Origin of the sequence: Flavobacterium sp., assembly GCF_031409475.1 — a bacterium.
In the GTDB taxonomy this organism is placed as follows: Bacteria; Bacteroidota; Bacteroidia; order Flavobacteriales; family Flavobacteriaceae; genus Flavobacterium.
Genome location: NZ_JANNXH010000062.1, coordinates 44,842 through 66,066, shown reverse-complemented (window position 1 = coordinate 66,066; position 21,225 = coordinate 44,842). Strand labels below are relative to the sequence as shown.

Genomic DNA, 21,225 nt, shown 5'->3' with positions numbered 1-21,225 from the left:
TTGATATTTTTTATAATAATATGTTAATATTAAAGGTATTATAAAAAATAAAAAATTAGAAGCTTACTTTTAAGCATGAAAAATTATGTGCTTTTTAAAATTTTCATATTGCTATTCTTTTTTAATTTAAAAATAGCATCCGCCAGTGCCCCAATTAATCAAATGATTCAAAATCTTGACTCTATAATTAATTTGGACAAAAGCAAAGCATCATCTTTAATTCTTTCTAAAAAAACTTCTAATTCAATACCCATAATTAATGCGACAGGTGATCAAATATATTGCCCACAAACCAGTATTAAAATAGTTACTGATGTCAGTATTATGGATGCTGACGACAGCAGTATTGACTCAGTTTTTATACAAATTTCCACAGGATATAATATCGCTCAAGATTTATTATCTCTTTCTGGCGCACATCCAACTATTATATCAAATTGGAATCAAAATAGAGGATTGCTTATACTTTCTAGTTCAACTCCCGGAAATCAAGTGCCTTATATAGAATTTATAAATGCTATAAAAGATGTAGAATACACCAACATATCCTTAAAACCTACAGGAAATCGTTCTTTTTCAATAAGTTTAGACAAGCTTGGATATTTGCCCTCGAATAAACATTATTATGAATTTGTTCCAAAAAATGAAATTCCGTGGGATCTTGCAGTAGTTGCTGCAGAAGCAAGAACTTATTTTGGAATAAAAGGCTATTTAGTAACTATTTTATCACCTGACGAACAACAACTCGCTGCTGAACAATTAGATGGAGAAGGATGGATTGGTGGCTCTGACGTTGAACTCGAAGGGAGATGGAAATGGATGACTGGTCCAGAGAAAGGATTAGCTTTTTTTTCTAATCTCGAATCTACACCTATAGCTGGATTTTTTATATCAAAACCGAGATCTACAGGCGCAAATCTTATTTATGCAAATTGGAATAGGTCTACAAAATATTGGTACGATGGAATCCCAATTTATGAACCAAACAACCTCAGAGATACTGATGGTTTTGATGAAGATTATGCTCATATAACAGTTCCTGGAATAGGAACAAGAGGCACATGGAATGATTTAAATAATTTAGGTTCTACCAAAGCACCGCATAAACCAGTGGGTTATATTGTTGAATATGGTGGAATGCCCGGAGATCCTTTGATTCAAATTGCTACAAGTACTGTATTGACTATTCCACAAATTACCGAAATTACCGAAAATTCAAGATGTGGAACTGGTACAATTGGATTAGGAGCAAAATCAAATTTAGGAATTATACAATGGTACGATCAAGAAACCGGAGGTATAGTTCTTGGAACCTGTGAAATTTTTATAACTCCTACAATATCTAGTACAACAACTTATTATATCGAAACAAAATATCCTTTTTGTGCAAAGTCATCAACAAGAACTCCTGTCGTTGCAACCATATTAAATATACCTGTAATAACAACTCCAAACTCAAAATTTTCTTTATGCGGAGAAGGTTTTTTGACACTTTCCGCTGCTACTACTGAAGGTACAATTTATTGGTATAGCGAACCAACGGGTAGTTCACTATTTGCAGTTGGCACAAGTCTGACACGGTTTTTTAGTTCGAGTACCACGCTCTACATAGAAGCCGTAAATGACTATTGTACCACTGGAGCAAGAATTCCAGTAGAAGTAGTTGTTTATGATTTACCTGTATTTGAAGATCTAGAAATCATAAAGTGCAAAGCAGAAGAAGTAACACTTTCGAGTACGCTAAATGGAATTGATTATTTGTGGTCCACGGGAGAAAAAACAACAACTATTAAGACCCTAATTCCGGGCTTCTATAACGTTGCAGTGACAAAACCTGCACCGGAAAGCTGTACCTTAATTCAAAATATTACAGTAATTGAACGCCCAATACCTATAATTAAAAATGTACTTGTAGATGAAAACACCGTTACAATCAATCTAACAAATCCCGCAAATTTTTACGAATATTCTATTGATGGAAGTTATTTTCAAAGCTCTTCTATTTTCACAAATGCGCCTAGTGGTTTACACACAGCAATTGTTCGCGATACTAAATCATGCAGTTCCGCAAGCCAACAATTTGTTGTGATTATTATTCCCAAATTTTTTACTCCAAATGAAGACAACTATAATGATTATTGGGAAATTAAAGGATTGTTAAATTATCCTGATGCCGAAGTAATCATTTTTGATCGTTATGGCAAAATATTAAAACAACTTTATGCAACAAGTCTGGGATGGAATGGTAAACTCGATGGAAATGAATTACCTGCCACAGATTATTGGTTTGTTTTTAAAATTGATAAAACAAGCCCAGAAATTAGAGGGCATTTTTCCCTAAAACGATAATTTTAGCGGATTTTATTTTTAATTTCACCCAAAATATAAAGGTAATCTTTCTGGTTTTTTACAAAATCACGATCCGAAACATCAATTACTAATACATTTAAATCTACTTGAGATTTGATATAATCGAGATACCCTTTATTGATTTTATCTAAATAAGAAGCTGCAATTTTTTGTTCGTAACTCCTACCTCTTTTCTTAATGTTTTGAAGCAATCGATCGGTATTTTGATATAAATAAATATACAAATCTGGTTTTGGCATTTCTTTGTAAATAATATCAAAAAGTGTTTTATACAACCTGTATTCATCTTCTTGCAAGGTCACTTTTGCAAAAATCAAAGATTTAAAAATATGATAATCGGCAATTATAAAATCTTTAAATAAGTCAAACTGGGCCAAATCATCAGACAATTGCTTGTATCTATCGGCCAAAAACGACATTTCTAATGGAAAAGCATAGCGGTTTTGATCTTCATAAAATTTTGGTAAAAAAGGATTATCAGCAAAGCGTTCTAAGACCGTTTTTGCATTAAAATCTTCGGCTATTTTTGCTGCCAACGTTGTTTTTCCAGCGCCAATATTTCCTTCAATGGCTACATAATTATATTTATCCAATGAAATTTTATCCAATGGATTTTCTAGAGTCTGCACAATATCACAAGTGGATTCGTCCGTAGTTTCTTCTAGTAATTCTGAGATATTTTTATGAAAAACGGGGTGTTTCCAGTCTAAATTTAAATCTTGAATTGGGACTAAAACAAACTTCCTGTTTTGCATCAATGGATGCGGAATGATAAGTTCCTTTGTATTTAAAACAGCTTCGTCAAAAGCGATTAAATCAATATCTATAATTCGGGAATGATACTCATTATCATTATTGCGGATTCGCCCCAGTTGGGTTTCAATACTTACTATTTGGGTTAATATTTTTTGGGCTGTGCCAAAAGTATGTAAAACCAAAGCACAATTATAGAACTCCGCGCTATCAAAACCCCAAGCTGGTGTTGCGTATAATCTAGATATTTTGATAACTGTTCCAATCTCTTGATGAATCATTTGTATACAACTGACAATGTTTTCCAGACGATTGCCTAGATTACTTCCTATTGATAAAATGACTTGATGTTGTGATTCCATATTAGTATCTGTTTTGAAATAAACCCTGCAAATTTTGCGAAGTTATTTTGTTTTTTTTCAAGGCAAAAATTATTTTAATAGTACCGCTATTAAAATAATTTTTAACACAGAAAAAGAGCAAAAGTACGAGTCAAAATGTAGTGTTTATTTTGAAACATATACTTGACCACAAATAAACTAAAATATTTTTAGAATAAAAGTATATTTGCACTGCGTGTTGATAACTATATTTTGAATGTTTTAACGAATAGATTTGTAACACTTCACCTTTTTTTACTACTTATATACAAAATGTAATTATGAGATTTTTAGGAAATGTATTGGCAACAATTATAGGAATGTTTGTTTTCTTTATGATGCTGTTTTTTGGAATACTACTTATTGGCGCTATTTTCAGCACTGATTCTGTGGCTGTTTCTACCGAAAATAATTCGGTTATCGAGCTAGATTTATCTCAAGTATCCGAAGATTATGGTGGAAAAATTTTCTATAAAGATTTTGATCGTTACGAATCGAATCATGATGGATTGATTGATGTTATAAACGGAATCAAAGCTGCAAAAACAGATGATGATATTAAAGGAATTTCTATTTTAAATAATGTATCTTCTTTAGGAATTGCTCAAACCAAAGCATTACGAGATGCATTGGAAGATTTTAAAATGTCGGGAAAATTCATCATGGCATTTTCAAATTCATATTCTCAAAAAGAGTATTATTTAAACTCCGTTGCCAACACTTTGTATATCAATCCAATAGGAGAATTAGATTTCAGAGGATTATCGACTGAAATTATGTTTTTCAAAGATTTTCAAGATAAAACAGGAATCAAAATGGAAGTGATTCGCCACGGTAAATACAAAAGTGCCGTAGAACCCTTTCTTGAAAATAAAATGAGTGAAGCGAATAGAGAACAAACCACTTCGATGCTAAATTCGATCTGGAATTCCGTTATTTCTGATATTTCTAAAAGCCGAAATATTTCAATCGCACGATTAAATGAAGTCGCAAATGGACTGCTCGCCCGAACTCCTGAAATGGCAAAAACCGAAAAACTGATAGACAAAATTGCTTATGAGGACCTCTATCATGACGATATCAAAAAAGCATTAAAGGTTGATAAAGACGAAGATTACAACAAAATTTCGATATTAGATTATTCAGATAAAGTTGCAACAACATCCGAAAGTGATAGTTCAAATGACAAAATTGCCATAATATATGCCCAAGGAGAAATTCAAAGTGGCGAAGGTGATCTTACAATTATTGGCGAAGGATCAATGAGACGTTCCCTTCAAGAAGCCAGAAAAGACGAAGAAGTGAAAGCAATAGTGTTGCGAATTAATAGTCCAGGCGGAAACGCATTAACATCGGATTTGATTTGGAGAGAAATTGAATTGACTAAAAAAGTAAAACCCGTAGTTGTTTCGATGGGAAATTATGCTGCTTCTGGAGGTTACTATATTGCTTGTAATGCAAACAGAATTTTTGCTGAGAAAAATACGATTACAGGGTCAATTGGAGTTTTTGGAATATTACCAAATTTAACTGAAATAGCCACCAGAAATGGGTTGCATACCGAACAAATTAGAACTCATGAAAACGCTTCAGATTATAGTCCTTTTGTACCACTTGATGAAAAGTTCAGAAATTTTAGCCAAGAAAGTGTAGAGCAAATTTACAAAACCTTTGTTATGCATGTTGCCAAAGGCAGAAAAATGACTTTTGAAAAAGTTGATGCAATTGCTCAAGGTCGTGTTTGGACTGGTTCCGAAGCTTTAAAACTGGGACTTGTAGACGAAATTGGAGGAATGGATGCTGCCTTAAAATATGCTTCAGGTCTGGTAAAAATAAAAAAATATTCTACCGTAAATTATCCTGAGTATGAAAAGAATTTCATGGATTATTTTCAAAAATCGGGTTTCCCATTTGCTCAAACAAAAGAAACTTTTATAAAAGAAGAAATCGGGAATGAAAATTATAAAATCCTAAAACAATTAAAAAAAATATATTCTCAAAAAGGAGTTCAGGCCATTATGCCATTTGAAATCAATATTCAATAGCTTTTTTTAAATTTTATACAAAATCAAATCCGTCTGAGTTTAATTCTTAAACGGATTTTTTTTTACTTTTGTTAATCAGGCACCATTTTTGTTTTCCATTTAAAAATAAAAAAATCATGTTAAAGAAAATATTAAAAATTGCAGGAATTGTAATGGTCTTATTAGCAATAGCTTTATTTGCCGTTCCCTATTTTTTTAAAGATGAAATAAATGCCAAAATAACCCAAGTCATCAACGAAAAAGTAAATGCAAAAGTCAGTTTTTCTGAAGCTGATTTGAGTCTCTTTAAAAATTTTCCGAACGCAACAATCACATTAGACAAACTTGTCATTATCAACAAAGCTCCATTTGAAGGCGATACATTGGTCTCAATAGGCGAATTGAATTTAAAAATGTCTCTCAAAGAATTATTCAAAAGCAAAGACCAAACCATGGAAATTCAAGGAATAACTTCTAGAAATGGGTTTATAAACATTCTCTTCAACAAAGACGGAATTGGGAATTATGACATCGCTTTGAAAGATAAAAACCCCAATGACAATACTAAAAGCAACCCATTGGCACTAAAAATTCAGGATTATAAATTAGAAAATTTTAAGTTCAACTATTTTGACGAAAGTTCCCAAATAAAAATGGTAATTGACAGTTTAAATCACAAAGGAACTGGAGATTTTACCAATTCAATATTAGATTTAGACACTAAATCTACAGCAAATGTATCGCTGGAAATGGATAAAGTCAATTATATGAAAAATGTAAAATTGACTCTTGATGCGGTACTAGGCATTGATTTAGAGAAAAGCAAATACACTTTTAAAGAAAATAAAGCTTTAATCAATCAATTGCCCTTAGAATTTGATGGTTTTATTCAAATGGTCGATGCAGGTCAAAACTATGATTTGAAATTTAAAACCCCAACATCCTCCTTTAAAAATTTTCTAGGTCTAATTCCCGCAGCGTATTCATCGAGTTTAGACAATGTGAAAACCACTGGCGATTTCACTGTTGTTGGTTTTGCCAAAGGTTTGTATTCTGATCAGTCAGTGCCTAAATTCAACATTGCAATAGCTTCTAATAATGCCTCATTTCAATATCCAAATTTACCAAAATCAGTCCAAAATATTGTTATAGACACGAAAATAATCAATGAAACTGGCGTGCTAAACGACACTTATATCAATCTTGATAAATTATCTTTTTCTATAGATCAAGATATTTTTAATGCCAAAGCCAATGTTAAAAACATATCGCAAAACGCATTAGTTGATGCCGCTTTGAAAGGAACAATAAATCTAGGAAACCTTTCAAAAGCGTATCCCATAAAACTAGACAAACCATTATCTGGAATTTTAAAAGCCGATGTTTCTACCAAATTTGACATGCAATCTGTAGAAAAAAGCCAGTATCAAAACATCAATAATGCAGGAACAATGAGTCTTTTTGGTTTTAACTATACCGATGAAAATGGCAAATCGATGAAAATCAGCAATGCTTTGGTACAATTTAATCCAAGTCAAATTAATCTAAAACAATTTAATGCAACTACTGGAAAAAGTGACATTAATGTAACTGGAATTTTAGAAAATTTCTACGGATTTATGTTCCGGAATCAAGAACTGAAAGGAAATTTTAATATGAACTCCAATCAATTAGCCGTAAATGATTTTATGTCAACTGCAACGAGCAGTGAAACTAAAAAAACGGAGGCAATGAAAATTCCAGCCTTTTTAAATTGTTCCTTCACTGCCAAAGCAAAAACGGTTTTGTATGATAATTTAACATTGAAAGATGTTTCTGGAAAACTAATTATAAAAGACGAAAAAGTAACATTAGAAAACGTAAAAACCTCCGTTTTTGGTGGAAATATTGGAGTTAATGGTTTTGTCTCTACAAAAAGTAAAACCCCAACTTTTGATATGAATTTAGATTTAAATCAAGTTGATATTGCGCAATCATTTACCCAACTTGAAATGCTAAAAAAAATAGCTCCAATTGCAGGAATAATTAATGGTAAATTAAACTCGAAAATTAAACTTAACGGAAACTTAGATTCTAATGAAATGACACCTGATTTAAAATCCATAACTGGAGATTTATTAGGACAAATGTTATCCACAACCGTAAATTCAAGCAACTCAACTTTGCTAACTGCTTTAACTTCAAACTTAAAATTTTTAGATTTAAAAAAATTGAATTTAAATGATGTAAAAGCGGCACTTTCGTTTAAAGATGGCAAAGTAAATATAAAACCTTTTGATATAAAATACCAAGACATAAAAGCCACCATTGTTGGAACTCATGGTTTTGACCAAAACATGAACTATAATGTAAAGTTTGATGTCCCAGCAAAATATCTTGGATCTGAGGCAAATGCTTTACTGGCAAAATTATCACCTGCCGATGCTGAAAAATTAGATAATATTCCAATTAACGCATTGATGACCGGAAATTTTAGTAGTCCAAAAATTGCTACTGATATGAAAAGTGCGGTTACAAATTTGACTACACAACTAGCAAATCAACAAAAAGACAAATTGGTAAAAAAAGGTTCATCAGCATTGACAGATTTAATCAATAAAAACACAAAATCAACCGATACTACAAAGACAGGAGCTCAAAAAGAAGATATCAAAACCAAAGCGTCCGATTTGATTAATGGTTTATTTAAGAAAAAGAAAAAAGAGTAATTTTTAGAATTTCAGCAATTTTTTATAAATCTATTTTAACTATCAATCCTTCGGAGCTGCGAACATTAAAAACCGTTCCGTCTTCAAAAATTAAATATTGTCCTTTTATACCTTTTAATCTTCCTATGAAATTGGGGGTTTTTTCTAGATTTAAACTGTTGATTTTTTTTGGATATTCAAGAACCGGAAAATGCATTAGGTATAAATCTTCCTTTTCGGAATAGAAAAATTCTTGAACTTCCTTTGGAATAATATATTTCAAACTCGCTTTTTCTTTGATTAAATCTGCAGCCTGTACCTCGTTTTTGAGCATTTTCTGCCAATTGGTTTTATCGGCATACATTTTTTTTAAGGCTACTTCGGTAATTCCTGCCAGATAACGATTAGGAACTTCAACAATCGATATTGCTTGAGTTGCGCCTTGATCCATCCATCGAGTGGGCACTTGAGTTTTGCGAGTCACACCCACTTTTACTTCACTCGACAAGGCTAAATAGACAATGTGTGGTTGTAATTGCACTTTTTGCTCATAAACTAAATCTCTATCTTGAATACCCAGATGCGCAGTACTTAGCTCAGGTTTCATGATCCAATCTCCAACGGCTGGACTTGAATAAAAACAATCGTAACAAAATCCTTGACGAAAAATTTTCTTTTTCTTACCACAATTCAAACATTGATAACCCAAAAAACTAATCTCAATATTTTTATTCAGCAATTGATTTACGTTCAAAAAACTATCTTCAAAAACCAGATAATATTGAATTGGATTTCCAAACTCGGTTTGCATTTTTGTAAGAACACCTTCGTAAGTCATTATAGATTTTAGATTTTAGATTTTAGATTCAAGAAATAGAAATTAGAAATTTCCAAAACTTTAAAAAAAAACACTATTTTTGATTCGAATGCAAAGTTAGTATTTTCAAGCGACATTAAAATCTAAAATCTAGAATCCGCATTCTAAAATCTAAAATCGCTATGCCGTTACCGATAATCAATTCTTTTGCTTCATGGGTTTTAAAACAACGAATCCATCAAATTGAACTATTCATAAAATACCCTAATGAAGTTCAAGAAGAATTACTGATGAACCTACTTCGGGCATCAGAAAACACAGTTGTGGGCTTACAATACGACTATGCATCGATAAATTCCTATACTACATTTGCTCAAAGAGTTCCCGTTTCTACTTATGAAGAATTGCAACCATTGATTGAACGCACACGCAAAGGTGAGCAAAATGTTTTTTGGGAAACACCCATAAAATGGTTTGCAAAATCGAGTGGAACCACTAATGCTAAAAGCAAATTTATACCCGTTAGTAACGAAGCTTTAGAAGATTGTCATTACAAAGGCAGTAAAGATTTACTTTGCATGTATCTCAATAATAACGAAAACTCTGAGATGTTTCTTGGCAAAAGCCTTCGCCTTGGCGGAAGCTCTCAAATTTATGAAGACAACCATACTTTTTTTGGAGATTTATCAGCAATACTCATAGAAAACATGCCTGCTTGGGCTGAATTTAGTAGTACACCAAGCAGCAAAATTTCGCTTATGGGCGAATGGGAAACTAAAATTACTGCGATTATTAACGAGGTAAAAAACGAAAACGTAACTAGTTTTGCTGGTGTTCCGTCGTGGATGTTGGTGTTAATGAATAAAGTACTCGAAGAAACCGGAAAGACTAATCTAATGGAAATTTGGCCCAATCTCGAAGTCTATTTTCATGGCGGAGTAAATTTTGAACCCTACCGAGATCAATATCAAAAAATTGTACCCAATAAAGATTTTAAATATTACGAAATATACAATGCTTCCGAAGGTTTTTTTGCCATTCAAGACTTAAACAATTCTAATGATTTATTGCTCATGTTGGATTACGGTATTTTCTATGAATTCATTCCAATGGACACTTTTGGTACAGATAGTCAAAAAATCATACGTTTAGCTGATGTAGAATTGTTTAAAAATTATGCTATTATTATTACCACAAATTCTGGATTATGGCGTTATTTAATAGGCGATACGGTTCGTTTCACATCAATAAACCCCTATAGAATTCGAGTTACTGGTCGAACCAAACACCATATTAATGTTTTTGGCGAAGAATTAATGGTCGAAAACTCCGACCAAGCCATTGCCAAAGCTTGTCAAATTACAAATACCGAAATAGTGGATTATACTGTTGCTCCCATTTTTATGAAAAACAAAGAAAAAGGAGCACACGAGTGGATGATCGAATTCAAGAAAAAACCAACAGATATTATTTTGTTTCAAAAAACACTTGACGAAACTTTGCAATCTTTGAATTCTGATTATGAAGCAAAAAGATACAATAACATGACCCTTAATCCGTTAGTGATAAATATAGCCCGAGAGCATTTATTTTATGATTGGTTAAAAGAAAAAGACAAATTAGGTGGCCAACATAAAATTCCAAGGTTGTCAAATCAAAGAGACTATTTGGAACAATTGAAAAATATGCAAGCAACTGTAAATCAATAATATGAAAAAAATAATTTTAATATCAGTCCTACTTCTATTTTTAACATCATCCTGCGGACCACATAGAATGAGCTGTGGTGCAAGAGGAATTTGCAGCAGTAATCTTAAAATTATTGAAAAAAATTCTTAACCGTATAATTACAACATAAATGAATCCCGTACTGAAATTTTCAATACGGGATTCTGATTTTAAACCTTTAGAATAATGTTCTATTCCTCAATCATATCAATATGCCTGTCGTGATAACCTAATAGATATAAAACCCCATCAAGACCTAAACTAGAAATTGAAGTAGCTGCATTTTCTTTTACCTTCGGTTTGGCATGAAAAGCAATTCCTAAACCAGCCAAGTTCAACATTTGTAAATCATTTGCGCCATCACCCACAGCTATGGTTTGGTTGATGTGAATTCCTTCTTTTTCTGCAATGGCTTTTAGATATTCGGCTTTTTTTGCACCGTCCACAATTTCTCCCAAATAGTTACCCGTCAATTTTCCGTCTTTAATTTCCAATTCATTAGCATAAACGTAATCTATCCCTAATTCCTTTTGCAAATAATCTCCAAAATAGGTGAATCCTCCTGATAAAATAGCCGTTTTATAACCATAATATTTCAAGGCTTTCATCAAGCGATGTGCTCCTTTTGTTATGGGCAGATTTTCGGCTACATTTTGCAGTACATCCTCACTCAAGCCTTCTAACAAGGCCATTCTTTGTTTGAAACTTTCACTAAAATCAATTTCGCCATTCATCGCCGATTCTGTGATGGCTCTAACTTGTTCTCCCACACCATTCAATTCAGCCAATTCATCGATTACTTCGGTTTGAATCAAGGTAGAATCCATATCAAAACACACCAATCTCCTGTTTCGTCTGTACATATTGTCTTCTTGAAAAGAAATATCTACATCTAAATCACCCGAAATTTCCATAAAACGAGCCGTCATCAATGTTTTGTCCTCAATTTCTCCCGTTACCGATAATTGTATGCAAGAACGAGGATATTCTTCTTTATCAACTACTGAAACTCTACCTGTTAATCGTATAATAGAATCAATATTCAAATTTTGATCTGACATGATTTTGGTCACAGCAGCTAATTGTTCTGCCGTTAATTTTTCGCCCAAGACATTTATGATGTAGCGTTGTTTTCGTTGTCCTTTTACCCAAATTTCGTAATCTGGTATAGAAATCGGAGTGAACTTGACCTTTATTCCCAATTCATATCCTTTGAATAACAAATCTTTCAAAACTGGTCCAGAACTAGATCCTGATTGTATTTCGAATAAAATACCCAATGATAATGTATCATGGATATCAGCTTGTCCAATATCTAAAATAATCGCATCATAAGTTGCTAATATGGAAGTTAAGCCTGCAGTTACTCCAGGTTTGTCTTGACCGGAAACTTTTAACAAAATTATCTCTTTATCTTCTATTACCATTTTTGTATTAATTTAACAGGAACAAAAATCGACAATCTATTGTTTATAAAAAAGGATATTGGGGGTTTTTTCACAAAGAAACCCGACAGGTTTAAAAAAACTATCGGGTTTGAAATTGTATAAACTAAAAATTTACGAAGCGATTTCCAATCGTTTCAATAAATTTCTGTTCAAAGTTTCTTTGGCGTAATCCACGTCAATTTCTAAAAATTTATCATCTGAACTTGGTAATTCATACATGGCATCAGTCAAGATGGCTTCGCACAACGAACGCAATCCACGTGCGCCAAGTTTGTATTCTAGTGCTTTCTCGACAATAAAATCCAATGCCTCATTTGTAATAGTGAATTCAACCTCATCCATCAAAAACAATTTTTGATATTGCTTTATTAAGGCGTTTTTAGGCTGTGTCAAAATCGCTCTCAAGGTTTCTCTGTCCAAAGGATCCATGTGTGTCAATACAGGCAAACGTCCAATGATTTCAGGAATTAATCCAAAATCTTTGATGTCTTTTGGGATAATGTATTGCAATAAATTGTCTTTGTCGATATTATCCACATTTTTAGATGTAGAATATCCAACAGCTTGACGGTTCAAACGTTTTGAAATAATTCGCTCAATTCCGTCAAAAGCACCACCAGCTATAAACAAAATGTTTTGGGTGTTTACTTCAACGAATTTCTGGTCTGGATGTTTACGTCCTCCTTTTGGTGGCACATTAACCACAGTTCCTTCTAATAATTTCAACAAAGCTTGTTGCACTCCTTCACCCGAAACATCACGAGTAATGGATGGATTGTCGCTCTTGCGAGCAATTTTATCAATTTCGTCAATAAAAACAATGCCTCTTTCGGCTTTAGCAAGATCATAATCAGCAGCTTGCAATAAACGTGTCAAAATACTTTCGACATCCTCTCCCACATAACCTGCTTCAGTCAATACGGTAGCATCTACAATTGCCAATGGCACGTCGAGCATTTTCGCAATGGTCTTGGCAACCAAAGTTTTACCCGTTCCGGTTTGTCCTACCATTATGATATTGCTTTTTTCAATCTCAACATCATCATGCAATTCTTGTTGCATCAAACGTTTGTAATGATTGTAGACCGCAACTGCCATTACTTTTTTGGTTTGGTCTTGCCCAATAACATATTGATCCAAGAAAGCCCTAATTTCTTTTGGTTTTCTCAACACCAAGTCTGATGGCAAATGCGCCTTTCCGCTTGATTTTAATTCTTCGATTACAATTCCGTGGGCTTGTTCGATACATTTATCACAAATGTGCGCATCGATTCCGGCAATCAATAAATTGGTTTCCGGTTTTTTTCTTCCACAGAAGGAACATTCTAATTTTGGTTTTGCCATCTTTTTATTTAGTGGTCAGTGGTCAGTATTTTATTTTTTAGGGATTAGTGGTCAGTTCTATAATAAATCCGACAAATAACTGAACACTAAAAAACTGAACACTGAATACTGAATTTATCTTCTCAACACTTCATCAATCATTCCGTACTCCTTAGCTTCATCGGCAATCATCCAATAATCGCGCTCGCTGTCTTTGTGCACTTTATCGAAAGTTTGTCCTGAATGATGTGAAATAATTTGGTATAATTCGTCTTTTAATTTCAACATTTCACGCAAGTTGATTTCCATATCTGTCGCAACACCCTGTGCTCCGCCTGATGGTTGGTGAATCATTACTCTTGAATGTGGTAATGCCGAACGTTTTCCAGCTGCACCTGCGCATAACAAAACTGCTCCCATTGAAGCCGCCATTCCGGTGCAAATTGTAGCTACGTCTGGTTTGATGTATTGCATCGTATCGTAAATTCCCAGTCCTGCGTATACACTTCCTCCAGGAGAATTCAAGTAAATCTGAATATCTTTTGAAGCATCGGCACTTTCAAGAAACAATAATTGTGCTTGAACGATATTTGCTATTTGATCATCGATTCCTGTTCCTAAAAATATAATTCGATCCATCATCAATCTCGAAAAAACATCTAATTGTGAAACATTCAACTGGCGTTCTTCAATAATATAAGGCGTCATATTCGTTGGATTCATCGCTGCTACGATTTTGTCGTAATACATGGCGTTTACACCTTGGTGCTTTGTAGCAAATTTTTTAAATTCCTTCCCGTAGTTCATTTTTTTATAAGTTTAAAAGTTTGGTTAAAGCTTCCAGCCTTTAAAAGGCTGGAAGCTTTAAAAAAAGAGCGTCAAAAAATATCTTTTGACGCTCAAATATACTTATTTTTTATGGTTTAGACTTTGTAATAAAATCATAAAGTTATTTGGTTTTTGTTTTGAAGTCTTACTTCCAACTCCAAACTTCTGGCTTCCAACTTCGAATTTACTCTCCGTACGAAGCCGCTATAAATTCTTCGTAAGTCACTTCTTTTGTTGTTGGATTTGCTTTTTCTTTGAACAAGTCTAACAGTTTCTCTGCAACCACTTGATCCGAAAGTTTTTTTACTTCATCTTGGTTCGACAAAACTCGTGCTACAATTCCTTGCACTTCTGCATCTGTAGGATTTGTTTGTCCGAATTGTGCCATTTGTTGACGGATATTTTTGGTAGTAAAGGTTTTCAAATCTTCAAATGTGATTTGAATATTGCTTTGTGCCATTGCTCTACCTTCGATTAATTGAAAACGCAATCCTCTTTCAGAACGAGCATATTCTACCTCTGCTTCTGCTGGAGTCAATTGTTTTTCGCCAACGGTTTGCAACCATTTTTTCAAAAATTCAGAAGGCAATTCGAATTTTGTGCTTTCTATTAAAAAATCTTGAACATCAGCTAATAATTTTTGGTCTGCTTGTTGCGCAAATTGATTTTCAGCATCTTCCTTGATTTTTACTTTCAATTCGTCGAGTGTAGCAACTGTTCCAGCTCCAAAAAGTTTATCGAATAATTCTTGATTTAATTCCGCTACTTCTGAACCGTTAATTGCTTCAATAGTAAACATAACGTCAACTTCTAAACCATGAACATTATCGTGACCTACTTTTAGGTAATCCATCAATTGGTGATCGTCTTCGAACAAACCTTTTGTATTTACGGTAACGACATCGCCTACTTTTTTACCAATAAATTGATCCCCAGTTGCTTTATCTTTGAAAATTGCCAAAGCTATTGTGGTTGTATTGTTAATTCCTTCGGCTTCATTAGCGAAAGTTCCAGTAATATCAGAACCTGCTTCAACTGTTTCTTGAGGAATTGCTTTTCCAAATTGTTTTTGAATGCGCTCCACTTGGCCATCTATTAATTTATCATCTGCAGAAACTACATATTTTATGATACTATTTTCTGCTTCTAGATTCAATTCAAAACTAGGAACTAGACCAATTTCATATTCAAATGTCAATTCTTCGTTATCCCAAGAAAAAGCTTCGTTTGCTTTTGCAAGTGGCGTTCCTAAAAGATTCAAACGCTCAGATTGTACAAAACGCTCCAAAGCTAAATCAACTACTTTTTGAACTTCTTCTACTTTTATGGCACGACCGTATTGTTTTTCGACAAGATCTTTTGGCACAGCACCTTTTCTAAAACCTTTTACCGTTGCCAAAGGCATTTTTTCGTTGATTCTTTTTGCTACTTGTCCTTTGTAATCCATGTGAACAACCGTCATTACAATCGTTTCATTCACAGCGTCTAATGCTACTCTTTTGATATCCATCTTCTTCGTTAATTTACATAATAAAATTGGGTTGCAAAATTATGAAATTTTTGCAACCCAAACAAGTATTAAATCGATGTATTTTTTATTTGTCTTCTTTAGTCAATCTAAACATTATTGACTGGCAAATGGAGAGAATAATACTAAAAATCATAGCAGTCCAAAACGAATTTACTCTAAACCCATCTACTAATCTTGAACATAATAAAATAATTACCGCATTGATTACAAATAAAAATAATCCTAACGTAAGTATCGTTACGGGTAATGTTAAAAGCACTAATATGGGTTTTACAAGCGCATTAAGTAAGCCCAAAACAACTGCAACTATAACAGCAGTCGTAAAATTTGCAACATCAACACTAGTCATAAAGTGTGCGATAAGCATAACTAATCCTGATGTGATAAGAATTCTAATGAGTAGCTTCATAAGTTATTAATAAGTTTATGTTATCAAATATAAATAAATATTGACATACTATCTACATTTTCTTACCTTTATATTTTATTTCTAAATCTTATAACTATGAAAAAAACAGTACTTTTTATTTTATTAGTTTGTTCATTTAGTGTTAACGCTCAATTTTGGACAACCAAAGCGACAGGATTTGCAACACCTTCCAGAAGTTTAAATAGTATTTCCATCGTAGATGCGAATGTAATTTGGGCTAATGCCTTTGATAATGCAATACCCGCAACGCCAGATTATAGTATTAAAGAATTTACACGCAGTACAGACGGTGGTGCTACTTGGACACCGGGAACTATGAGTTTAGGTGCGAATACTGCTGGTTTAGGAATATCTTCTATTACTGCAGTATCCAGCTCAACTGCATGGATTTCTGCTTTTCTCGACACTGGCACTACTAATGGTGGTATATGGAAAACTACTGATAATGGAGCAACGTGGAATAAACAACCAACTGCTTTATTTAACGACGCAGTAGAATCTTACGCTAACTTTGTTTATTTTTGGGATGCTAATAACGGCATAGCACAAGGCGATCCTGAAAGTAATGAATTTGAAATCTACACCACAACAAATGGTGGGGCTAATTGGACAAGAGTACCTGGAGCCAATATACCAGACCTTATATTTACAGATGAGAATCCAGATCCTATTATAGTTGATCTAGTAGGAGAATATGGGTACAATAATCTGTATACCGTTGTTGGAAACACCATTTGGTTTGGAACCGATAGAGGCAGAATTTTTAAATCTGTAGATAAAGGGTTGAATTGGACTGTAGCAACTTCTCCAAGTTCAGACTTTGGAAACGACCGTTTTACTTTTTCGGATGCAAACAAAGGGCTTTTGATGATTTATAATCCTCCTAAACTTCATAAAACCACAGATGGTGGTGCTACTTGGAACCCAATTACCACTACAGGATTCTATAATACTGATATTGCTTATATTCCTGGCACTTCGAAAGTAGTTTCGGCAGCATCAGTAAGTCCAATTGGATCTGCGTACAGCAAGGACGATGGTTTGACTTGGACTAATATTGATGGTGTAGCTCATAGCACATTAGCTTTCTTAAATGACACTTTTGGATTTTCGGCGGGATTGAACACAAATGCAACAACAGGTGGGATTTCTAAATATACTGGAACACAGTTAGCTGTTGAAAAATTTGATGTTAAATCCCAAATTTATGCTTACCCAAATCCTACAAACGGTCAATTAAAATTAGATTCGGCTGTTGCTCAAATTAACGAAGTTGTCGTTTTCGATTTATTAGGAAAGCAAGTCTTTGATGCTAAATTTTTGGGATTAAACAATGTAGATTTAGATTTGAATTCACTACAAACTGGCATGTACTTTTTGAAAGTAACAACTGACACTGGAACTATTGAAACAATGAAGGTTGTGAAAAAATAAAGGTTATTTTATTTTAACCAAAAAACCCTTTTCAATCTAGACTGAAAAGGGGTTTTTTATTTTAGAAACGAACTGGTAATTTCATAAAACACCTTCGGGTTTTCGGCGTGAAGCCAATGCCCAACAGCTGGAATGGTTGCAAATTGCGCCAGAGGAAAATGATGTTTTATAGGCTCAAAATCTTCATCTAGAATATAATTAGAATTTCCGCCACGAATAAAAAGCGTTGGATTATTGAAGTTGTTTTCTTGTGGTAATGGTTTTCCTATTTCGTCTATTTTTTTATTAAATACGGCGAGATTAAATCTAAAGCCGAGTTGCCCAGGTTCAATCCAAAATAAACTTTTTAGCAAGAACTGCCTTGTACCAAAATCCGGAATGTGTTGCGACAGAATTGTTTCGACATCACTTCGGCTTGGCTTTTTTGAAAAATCAACTGCATTTAATCCTTCCAGAATACTTTGATGGTGTTGTGGATAAAATTTTGGGGCAATATCAGCAATAATTAATTTTTCAACCATTTCTGGGTAAGTTGTTGCAAAAAGCATGGCGACTTTTCCGCCCATAGAATGTCCAATGATATTGACTTTTTCGAGATTATTTGCTTTGCAATAGTCATAAACATCCTGTGTCATGAGTTCATAGCTGAATTCTTCGGAATGAAAACTTTTGCCATGATTGCGCAAATCCAATAAGTGAACTTGAAAACCTTGTGTGGCGAATTGCACTCCCAATGTTTTCCAATTGTCTGACATTCCAAGAAATCCGTGAAAAATTAAAAGGGGTTTTGCTTCGCACGATTCGCCGTCGGCTCGGGTGCCTTCGCCTTCTATTTTTGAATACAACATTTTAGTTTTTTTTACCATATAAGGCATTTAAGTTCCTATAAAATTTTAAATCTCCCAACAACTTAAATGACCTTATATGCCTTATATGGTTAATTTATTTTAGTTTTTGTAAATACATATTCACTACGTTATCTAATCCGAGATAAATGGCTTCGGAAATCAGTGCATGTCCTATTGAAACTTCGAGTAATCCTGGTATATTGTGTTTAAAAAACTGAATGTTGTCTAGGCTCAAATCATGTCCGGCATTGATGCCTAATCCCAGTTCGTTTGCAAAAATTGCCGATTTTACAAAAGGATCAATTCCGTTTTTGTTTCCTAAATTGTATTGGTGTGCAAAAGCTTCGGTATACAATTCAATTCTTTCGGTTCCAATACTTTTTGCTCCTTCAATCATTTCAATAACTGGATCTACAAATACAGAGGTTCTAATATTATTTCGTTGAAATTCTTGGATTATCTCAATTAGAAAATGCTTATTTTTTATAGTATCCCATCCTGCATTCGAAGTTAAATTATCGTTTGCATCTGGCACCAAAGTAACTTGAGTTGGTTTTGTTTCTAGAACTAAATCAATAAATGACCGCTCCAAAGGATTTCCTTCAATATTATATTCGGTATAAACTATCGATTTTAAATTCCGTGCATCTTGATACCTGATGTGGCGTTCGTCTGGACGCGGATGAATGGTGATTCCTTGCGCCCCAAATTTTTGAATATCCGAAGCTACTTTTATTAAATCAGGCACATTTCCACCTCGAGCATTTCTCAAAGTTGCTATTTTATTAATATTTACACTTAACTTTGTCATTGGAATACGATTTGATGCTTTATTTTGAAATTAATTTGTGCAAAAATACAAAGTTAAATTAGCTGATATCGTATAAAATTGATTATTTTGCAGTAACTATTGGTTCGCTAACTATGACAGAAATTAAAGATTATATCAACAACAATTACAAAGCAATTGACAGCCAACAAACTATTGCTGTTGTTCAAGGCTTTTTTGATGATTTGAACTTTTCACACTTTCCGGTTATTGAACAGGAAATCTATATTGGGAGTATTGCTTCTGAGGATATCGAAACTTTTGATATTGATAAAAAAATCATTGATTACAGCTATACTCTTGAGGGTTTTTTTGTGAAAACTGATATGATTTGGATTGATGTTTTAGCCGTTTTTGCAAGAAACCACACAAATCTAGTTCCAGTTCTAGATCAAAGCAATAAATATGTGGGTTATTATGAAATTGATGATGTAATAAAGTTTTTTACTGAGACTCCATTTATAAATGAACAAGGTGGTGTTATTATTGTCAAAAAAAAGATTGTAGATTATTCTATGAGCCAAATTATACAAATCATTGAAAGCAATGATGGTAAAATTTTAGGTCTTTTCATTTCTGAGGCAGATTTAGAGTTTATTCAAGTAACTATAAAGTTAAGTTTAGGAGTAATGAATGATATTATACAAACTTTTAGACGCTATAATTATGAAATAATATCTGAGCATCAAGAAGATAATTATATCAACACCCTGAAAGAGCGCTCCGAATATCTAGAAAAATACCTTAACATATAGTTTTTTGAGGATTCGTTGATTTGATTAATATCTAAATCGAATCCATTTTTAACAAAATCACCGAACAATAAATAAAATGAAAGTAGCTATTTACGGTCAATATTATCAAAACAGTACAGAACCTATTATCAAAGACATTTTTGTTTTTTTTAATAGGAATAACGTTGAAATGATAATTGAATCTAGTTTCTTAGAAGTATTATACGAAAAAAAAATTGTACAAAAAGAGTATAAAACGTTTAGTTCCCATCTAGAATTAGACAAAAGCTTTGATGTTTTGATAAGTATTGGTGGTGACGGAACGATTCTCAGAGCTGCCACACTGGTAAGGGATTCTGGGGTTCCTATTTTAGGAATAAATGCCGGTCGACTTGGTTTTCTGGCCACAGTTCAAAAAGAGAATATTGCAGCGTTTATGCAATTTGTAATTGATAAAAAATATACCGTCTCCAAACGGTCATTAATAAGTTTATCCTGTTCTCCAGAAAATGAAGCAATTAAAGATATAAATTTTGCAATGAATGAGATTTCTGTGAGTCGTAAGGATTCTGCATCGATGATTACAATAGAAACCTACTTAAATGATGAATTTTTAAATACCTATTGGGCCGATGGATTAATTGTATCCACACCCACTGGATCCACTGGTTATTCATTGAGTTGTGGCGGACCAATATTAACTCCTGATGTAAAAAGTTTAGTAATAACTCCTATTGCTCCTCATAATTTAAATGCTCGCCCATTAGTTGTTCCTGACGAAACAGCAATTAAATTAAAAGTTTCTGGTAGAGAAGAGCAGCATTTAATTTCGTTAGATTCTAGAATTTTATCTGTAAAAAACGAAACTATATTGACCATAAAGAAAACTCCATTTCAAATTAATATGGTTGAAATCCCAGAAGAAACATTTTTAAAAACACTACGCAACAAATTGTTTTGGGGCGAAGACAGAAGAAATTAATAGTTTTAGGTTATTTTATTATTCCTTATCCAGACAAACTTTAACAACAATAAACGACAATGCCAATCGTATTGCCAGA

The 21,225-nt window shown here is 33.3% G+C and carries 16 protein-coding genes; 7 read left to right on the top strand and 9 right to left on the bottom strand.

Features of this window, described 5'->3' with window-relative positions; genetic code table 11:
- The first annotated feature begins 162 nt into the window (after nucleotides 1–162).
- Nucleotides 163–2,349 (top strand): T9SS type B sorting domain-containing protein, encoded by a 2,187-nt coding sequence (locus RMO53_RS11120; RefSeq protein WP_310380595.1) that lies wholly within the window; start codon nucleotides 163–165, stop codon nucleotides 2,347–2,349.
- A gap of 2 nt (nucleotides 2,350–2,351) precedes the next feature.
- Here RMO53_RS11120 and folK read toward each other — a convergent pair whose 3' ends face one another.
- Complete coding sequence (folK, locus tag RMO53_RS11115) at nucleotides 2,352–3,485, bottom strand: 2-amino-4-hydroxy-6-hydroxymethyldihydropteridine diphosphokinase (protein WP_310380592.1); 1,134 nt, start codon at nucleotides 3,483–3,485, stop codon at nucleotides 2,352–2,354.
- 299 nt (nucleotides 3,486–3,784) lie between these two features.
- Here folK and sppA point away from each other — a divergent pair, with 299 nt between their 5' ends.
- Both sppA and RMO53_RS11105 read left to right on the top strand, forming a co-directional pair.
- Nucleotides 3,785–5,548, top strand: coding sequence for a signal peptide peptidase SppA (gene sppA / locus RMO53_RS11110; protein ID WP_310380589.1), 1,764 nt, complete (start codon nucleotides 3,785–3,787; stop codon nucleotides 5,546–5,548).
- 116 nt (nucleotides 5,549–5,664) lie between these two features.
- A complete protein-coding gene (locus tag RMO53_RS11105) occupies nucleotides 5,665–8,235 on the top strand; it encodes an AsmA-like C-terminal region-containing protein (protein WP_310380585.1) in 2,571 nt (856 codons plus the stop codon).
- A gap of 22 nt (nucleotides 8,236–8,257) precedes the next feature.
- Here RMO53_RS11105 and RMO53_RS11100 read toward each other — a convergent pair whose 3' ends face one another.
- On the bottom strand, nucleotides 8,258–9,052 hold the full coding sequence (locus RMO53_RS11100) for a DUF2797 domain-containing protein (protein ID WP_310380582.1): 795 nt from the start codon (nucleotides 9,050–9,052) through the stop codon (nucleotides 8,258–8,260).
- Between the two features lie 161 nt (nucleotides 9,053–9,213).
- Between RMO53_RS11100 and RMO53_RS11095 the strand changes: the two genes are divergently transcribed.
- Entirely contained in the window at nucleotides 9,214–10,740 is a 1,527-nt protein-coding gene (locus RMO53_RS11095; protein ID WP_310380580.1) for a GH3 auxin-responsive promoter family protein, read from the top strand.
- A 210-nt stretch (nucleotides 10,741–10,950) separates the two neighbouring features.
- On the opposite strand, the gene serB is transcribed toward RMO53_RS11095, so the two are convergent.
- The 5 genes from serB to RMO53_RS11070 all read right to left on the bottom strand — a co-directional run bounded on the left by serB (nucleotide 10,951) and on the right by RMO53_RS11070 (nucleotide 16,298).
- Nucleotides 10,951–12,186, bottom strand: a complete 1,236-nt coding sequence (gene serB, locus RMO53_RS11090) for a phosphoserine phosphatase SerB (protein ID WP_310380577.1) — start codon at nucleotides 12,184–12,186, stop codon at nucleotides 10,951–10,953.
- Between the two features lie 132 nt (nucleotides 12,187–12,318).
- Nucleotides 12,319–13,551 carry an ATP-dependent Clp protease ATP-binding subunit ClpX gene (gene clpX, locus RMO53_RS11085; protein ID WP_310380575.1) on the bottom strand — a complete coding sequence of 411 codons (1,233 nt, stop codon included), beginning with the start codon at nucleotides 13,549–13,551 and terminating at the stop codon, nucleotides 12,319–12,321.
- Nucleotides 13,552–13,665: 114 nt separating this feature from the next.
- On the bottom strand, nucleotides 13,666–14,337 hold the full coding sequence (clpP, locus tag RMO53_RS11080) for an ATP-dependent Clp endopeptidase proteolytic subunit ClpP (RefSeq protein WP_310380574.1): 672 nt from the start codon (nucleotides 14,335–14,337) through the stop codon (nucleotides 13,666–13,668).
- A 205-nt stretch (nucleotides 14,338–14,542) separates the two neighbouring features.
- On the bottom strand, nucleotides 14,543–15,868 hold the full coding sequence (locus RMO53_RS11075; RefSeq protein ID WP_310380573.1) for a trigger factor: 1,326 nt from the start codon (nucleotides 15,866–15,868) through the stop codon (nucleotides 14,543–14,545).
- Between the two features lie 85 nt (nucleotides 15,869–15,953).
- The gene (locus tag RMO53_RS11070; protein WP_310380571.1) at nucleotides 15,954–16,298 is read right to left on the bottom strand and encodes a phage holin family protein; all 345 of its coding nucleotides are present in this window, start codon (nucleotides 16,296–16,298) and stop codon (nucleotides 15,954–15,956) included.
- 96 nt (nucleotides 16,299–16,394) lie between these two features.
- On the opposite strand from RMO53_RS11070, the gene RMO53_RS11065 reads away from it, so the two are divergent.
- Nucleotides 16,395–17,753, top strand: coding sequence for a T9SS type A sorting domain-containing protein (locus RMO53_RS11065; protein ID WP_310380570.1), 1,359 nt, complete (start codon nucleotides 16,395–16,397; stop codon nucleotides 17,751–17,753).
- Nucleotides 17,754–17,809: 56 nt separating this feature from the next.
- Here RMO53_RS11065 and RMO53_RS11060 read toward each other — a convergent pair whose 3' ends face one another.
- Together RMO53_RS11060 and RMO53_RS11055 are read right to left on the bottom strand one after the other, a co-directional pair.
- Nucleotides 17,810–18,601, bottom strand: coding sequence for an alpha/beta fold hydrolase (locus RMO53_RS11060; RefSeq protein WP_310380832.1), 792 nt, complete (start codon nucleotides 18,599–18,601; stop codon nucleotides 17,810–17,812).
- 94 nt (nucleotides 18,602–18,695) lie between these two features.
- Entirely contained in the window at nucleotides 18,696–19,412 is a 717-nt protein-coding gene (locus tag RMO53_RS11055; protein WP_310380568.1) for a pyridoxine 5'-phosphate synthase, read from the bottom strand.
- Nucleotides 19,413–19,525: 113 nt separating this feature from the next.
- Between RMO53_RS11055 and RMO53_RS11050 the strand changes: the two genes are divergently transcribed.
- Both RMO53_RS11050 and RMO53_RS11045 read left to right on the top strand, forming a co-directional pair.
- Nucleotides 19,526–20,185: a CBS domain-containing protein gene (locus RMO53_RS11050; protein ID WP_310380566.1), complete on the top strand. Its 660-nt coding sequence runs from the start codon at nucleotides 19,526–19,528 to the stop codon at nucleotides 20,183–20,185.
- A 76-nt stretch (nucleotides 20,186–20,261) separates the two neighbouring features.
- A complete protein-coding gene (locus tag RMO53_RS11045) occupies nucleotides 20,262–21,146 on the top strand; it encodes an NAD kinase (protein ID WP_310380564.1) in 885 nt (294 codons plus the stop codon).
- Nucleotides 21,147–21,225 lie beyond the last annotated feature (79 nt).

What these genes read in the sequence shown, in the direction of transcription:
- RMO53_RS11105 (WP_310380585.1), top strand. Translation starts at nt 5,665, where the DNA reads ATGTTAAAGAAAATATTAAAAATTGCAGGAATTGTAATGGTCTTATTA.
- RMO53_RS11045 (WP_310380564.1), top strand. Translation starts at nt 20,262, where the DNA reads ATGAAAGTAGCTATTTACGGTCAATATTATCAAAACAGTACAGAACCT.
- RMO53_RS11075 (WP_310380573.1), bottom strand. Translation starts at nt 15,868, where the DNA reads ATGGATATCAAAAGAGTAGCATTAGACGCTGTGAATGAAACGATTGTA.
- RMO53_RS11055 (WP_310380568.1), bottom strand. Translation starts at nt 19,412, where the DNA reads ATGACAAAGTTAAGTGTAAATATTAATAAAATAGCAACTTTGAGAAAT.
- RMO53_RS11050 (WP_310380566.1), top strand. Translation starts at nt 19,526, where the DNA reads ATGACAGAAATTAAAGATTATATCAACAACAATTACAAAGCAATTGAC.
- RMO53_RS11070 (WP_310380571.1), bottom strand. Translation starts at nt 16,298, where the DNA reads ATGAAGCTACTCATTAGAATTCTTATCACATCAGGATTAGTTATGCTT.
- RMO53_RS11065 (WP_310380570.1), top strand. Translation starts at nt 16,395, where the DNA reads ATGAAAAAAACAGTACTTTTTATTTTATTAGTTTGTTCATTTAGTGTT.
- RMO53_RS11120 (WP_310380595.1), top strand. Translation starts at nt 163, where the DNA reads ATGATTCAAAATCTTGACTCTATAATTAATTTGGACAAAAGCAAAGCA.
- clpX (WP_310380575.1), bottom strand. Translation starts at nt 13,551, where the DNA reads ATGGCAAAACCAAAATTAGAATGTTCCTTCTGTGGAAGAAAAAAACCG.
- RMO53_RS11095 (WP_310380580.1), top strand. Translation starts at nt 9,214, where the DNA reads ATGCCGTTACCGATAATCAATTCTTTTGCTTCATGGGTTTTAAAACAA.
- sppA (WP_310380589.1), top strand. Translation starts at nt 3,785, where the DNA reads ATGAGATTTTTAGGAAATGTATTGGCAACAATTATAGGAATGTTTGTT.
- RMO53_RS11100 (WP_310380582.1), bottom strand. Translation starts at nt 9,052, where the DNA reads ATGACTTACGAAGGTGTTCTTACAAAAATGCAAACCGAGTTTGGAAAT.
- folK (WP_310380592.1), bottom strand. Translation starts at nt 3,485, where the DNA reads ATGGAATCACAACATCAAGTCATTTTATCAATAGGAAGTAATCTAGGC.
- RMO53_RS11060 (WP_310380832.1), bottom strand. Translation starts at nt 18,601, where the DNA reads ATGTTGTATTCAAAAATAGAAGGCGAAGGCACCCGAGCCGACGGCGAA.
- serB (WP_310380577.1), bottom strand. Translation starts at nt 12,186, where the DNA reads ATGGTAATAGAAGATAAAGAGATAATTTTGTTAAAAGTTTCCGGTCAA.
- clpP (WP_310380574.1), bottom strand. Translation starts at nt 14,337, where the DNA reads ATGAACTACGGGAAGGAATTTAAAAAATTTGCTACAAAGCACCAAGGT.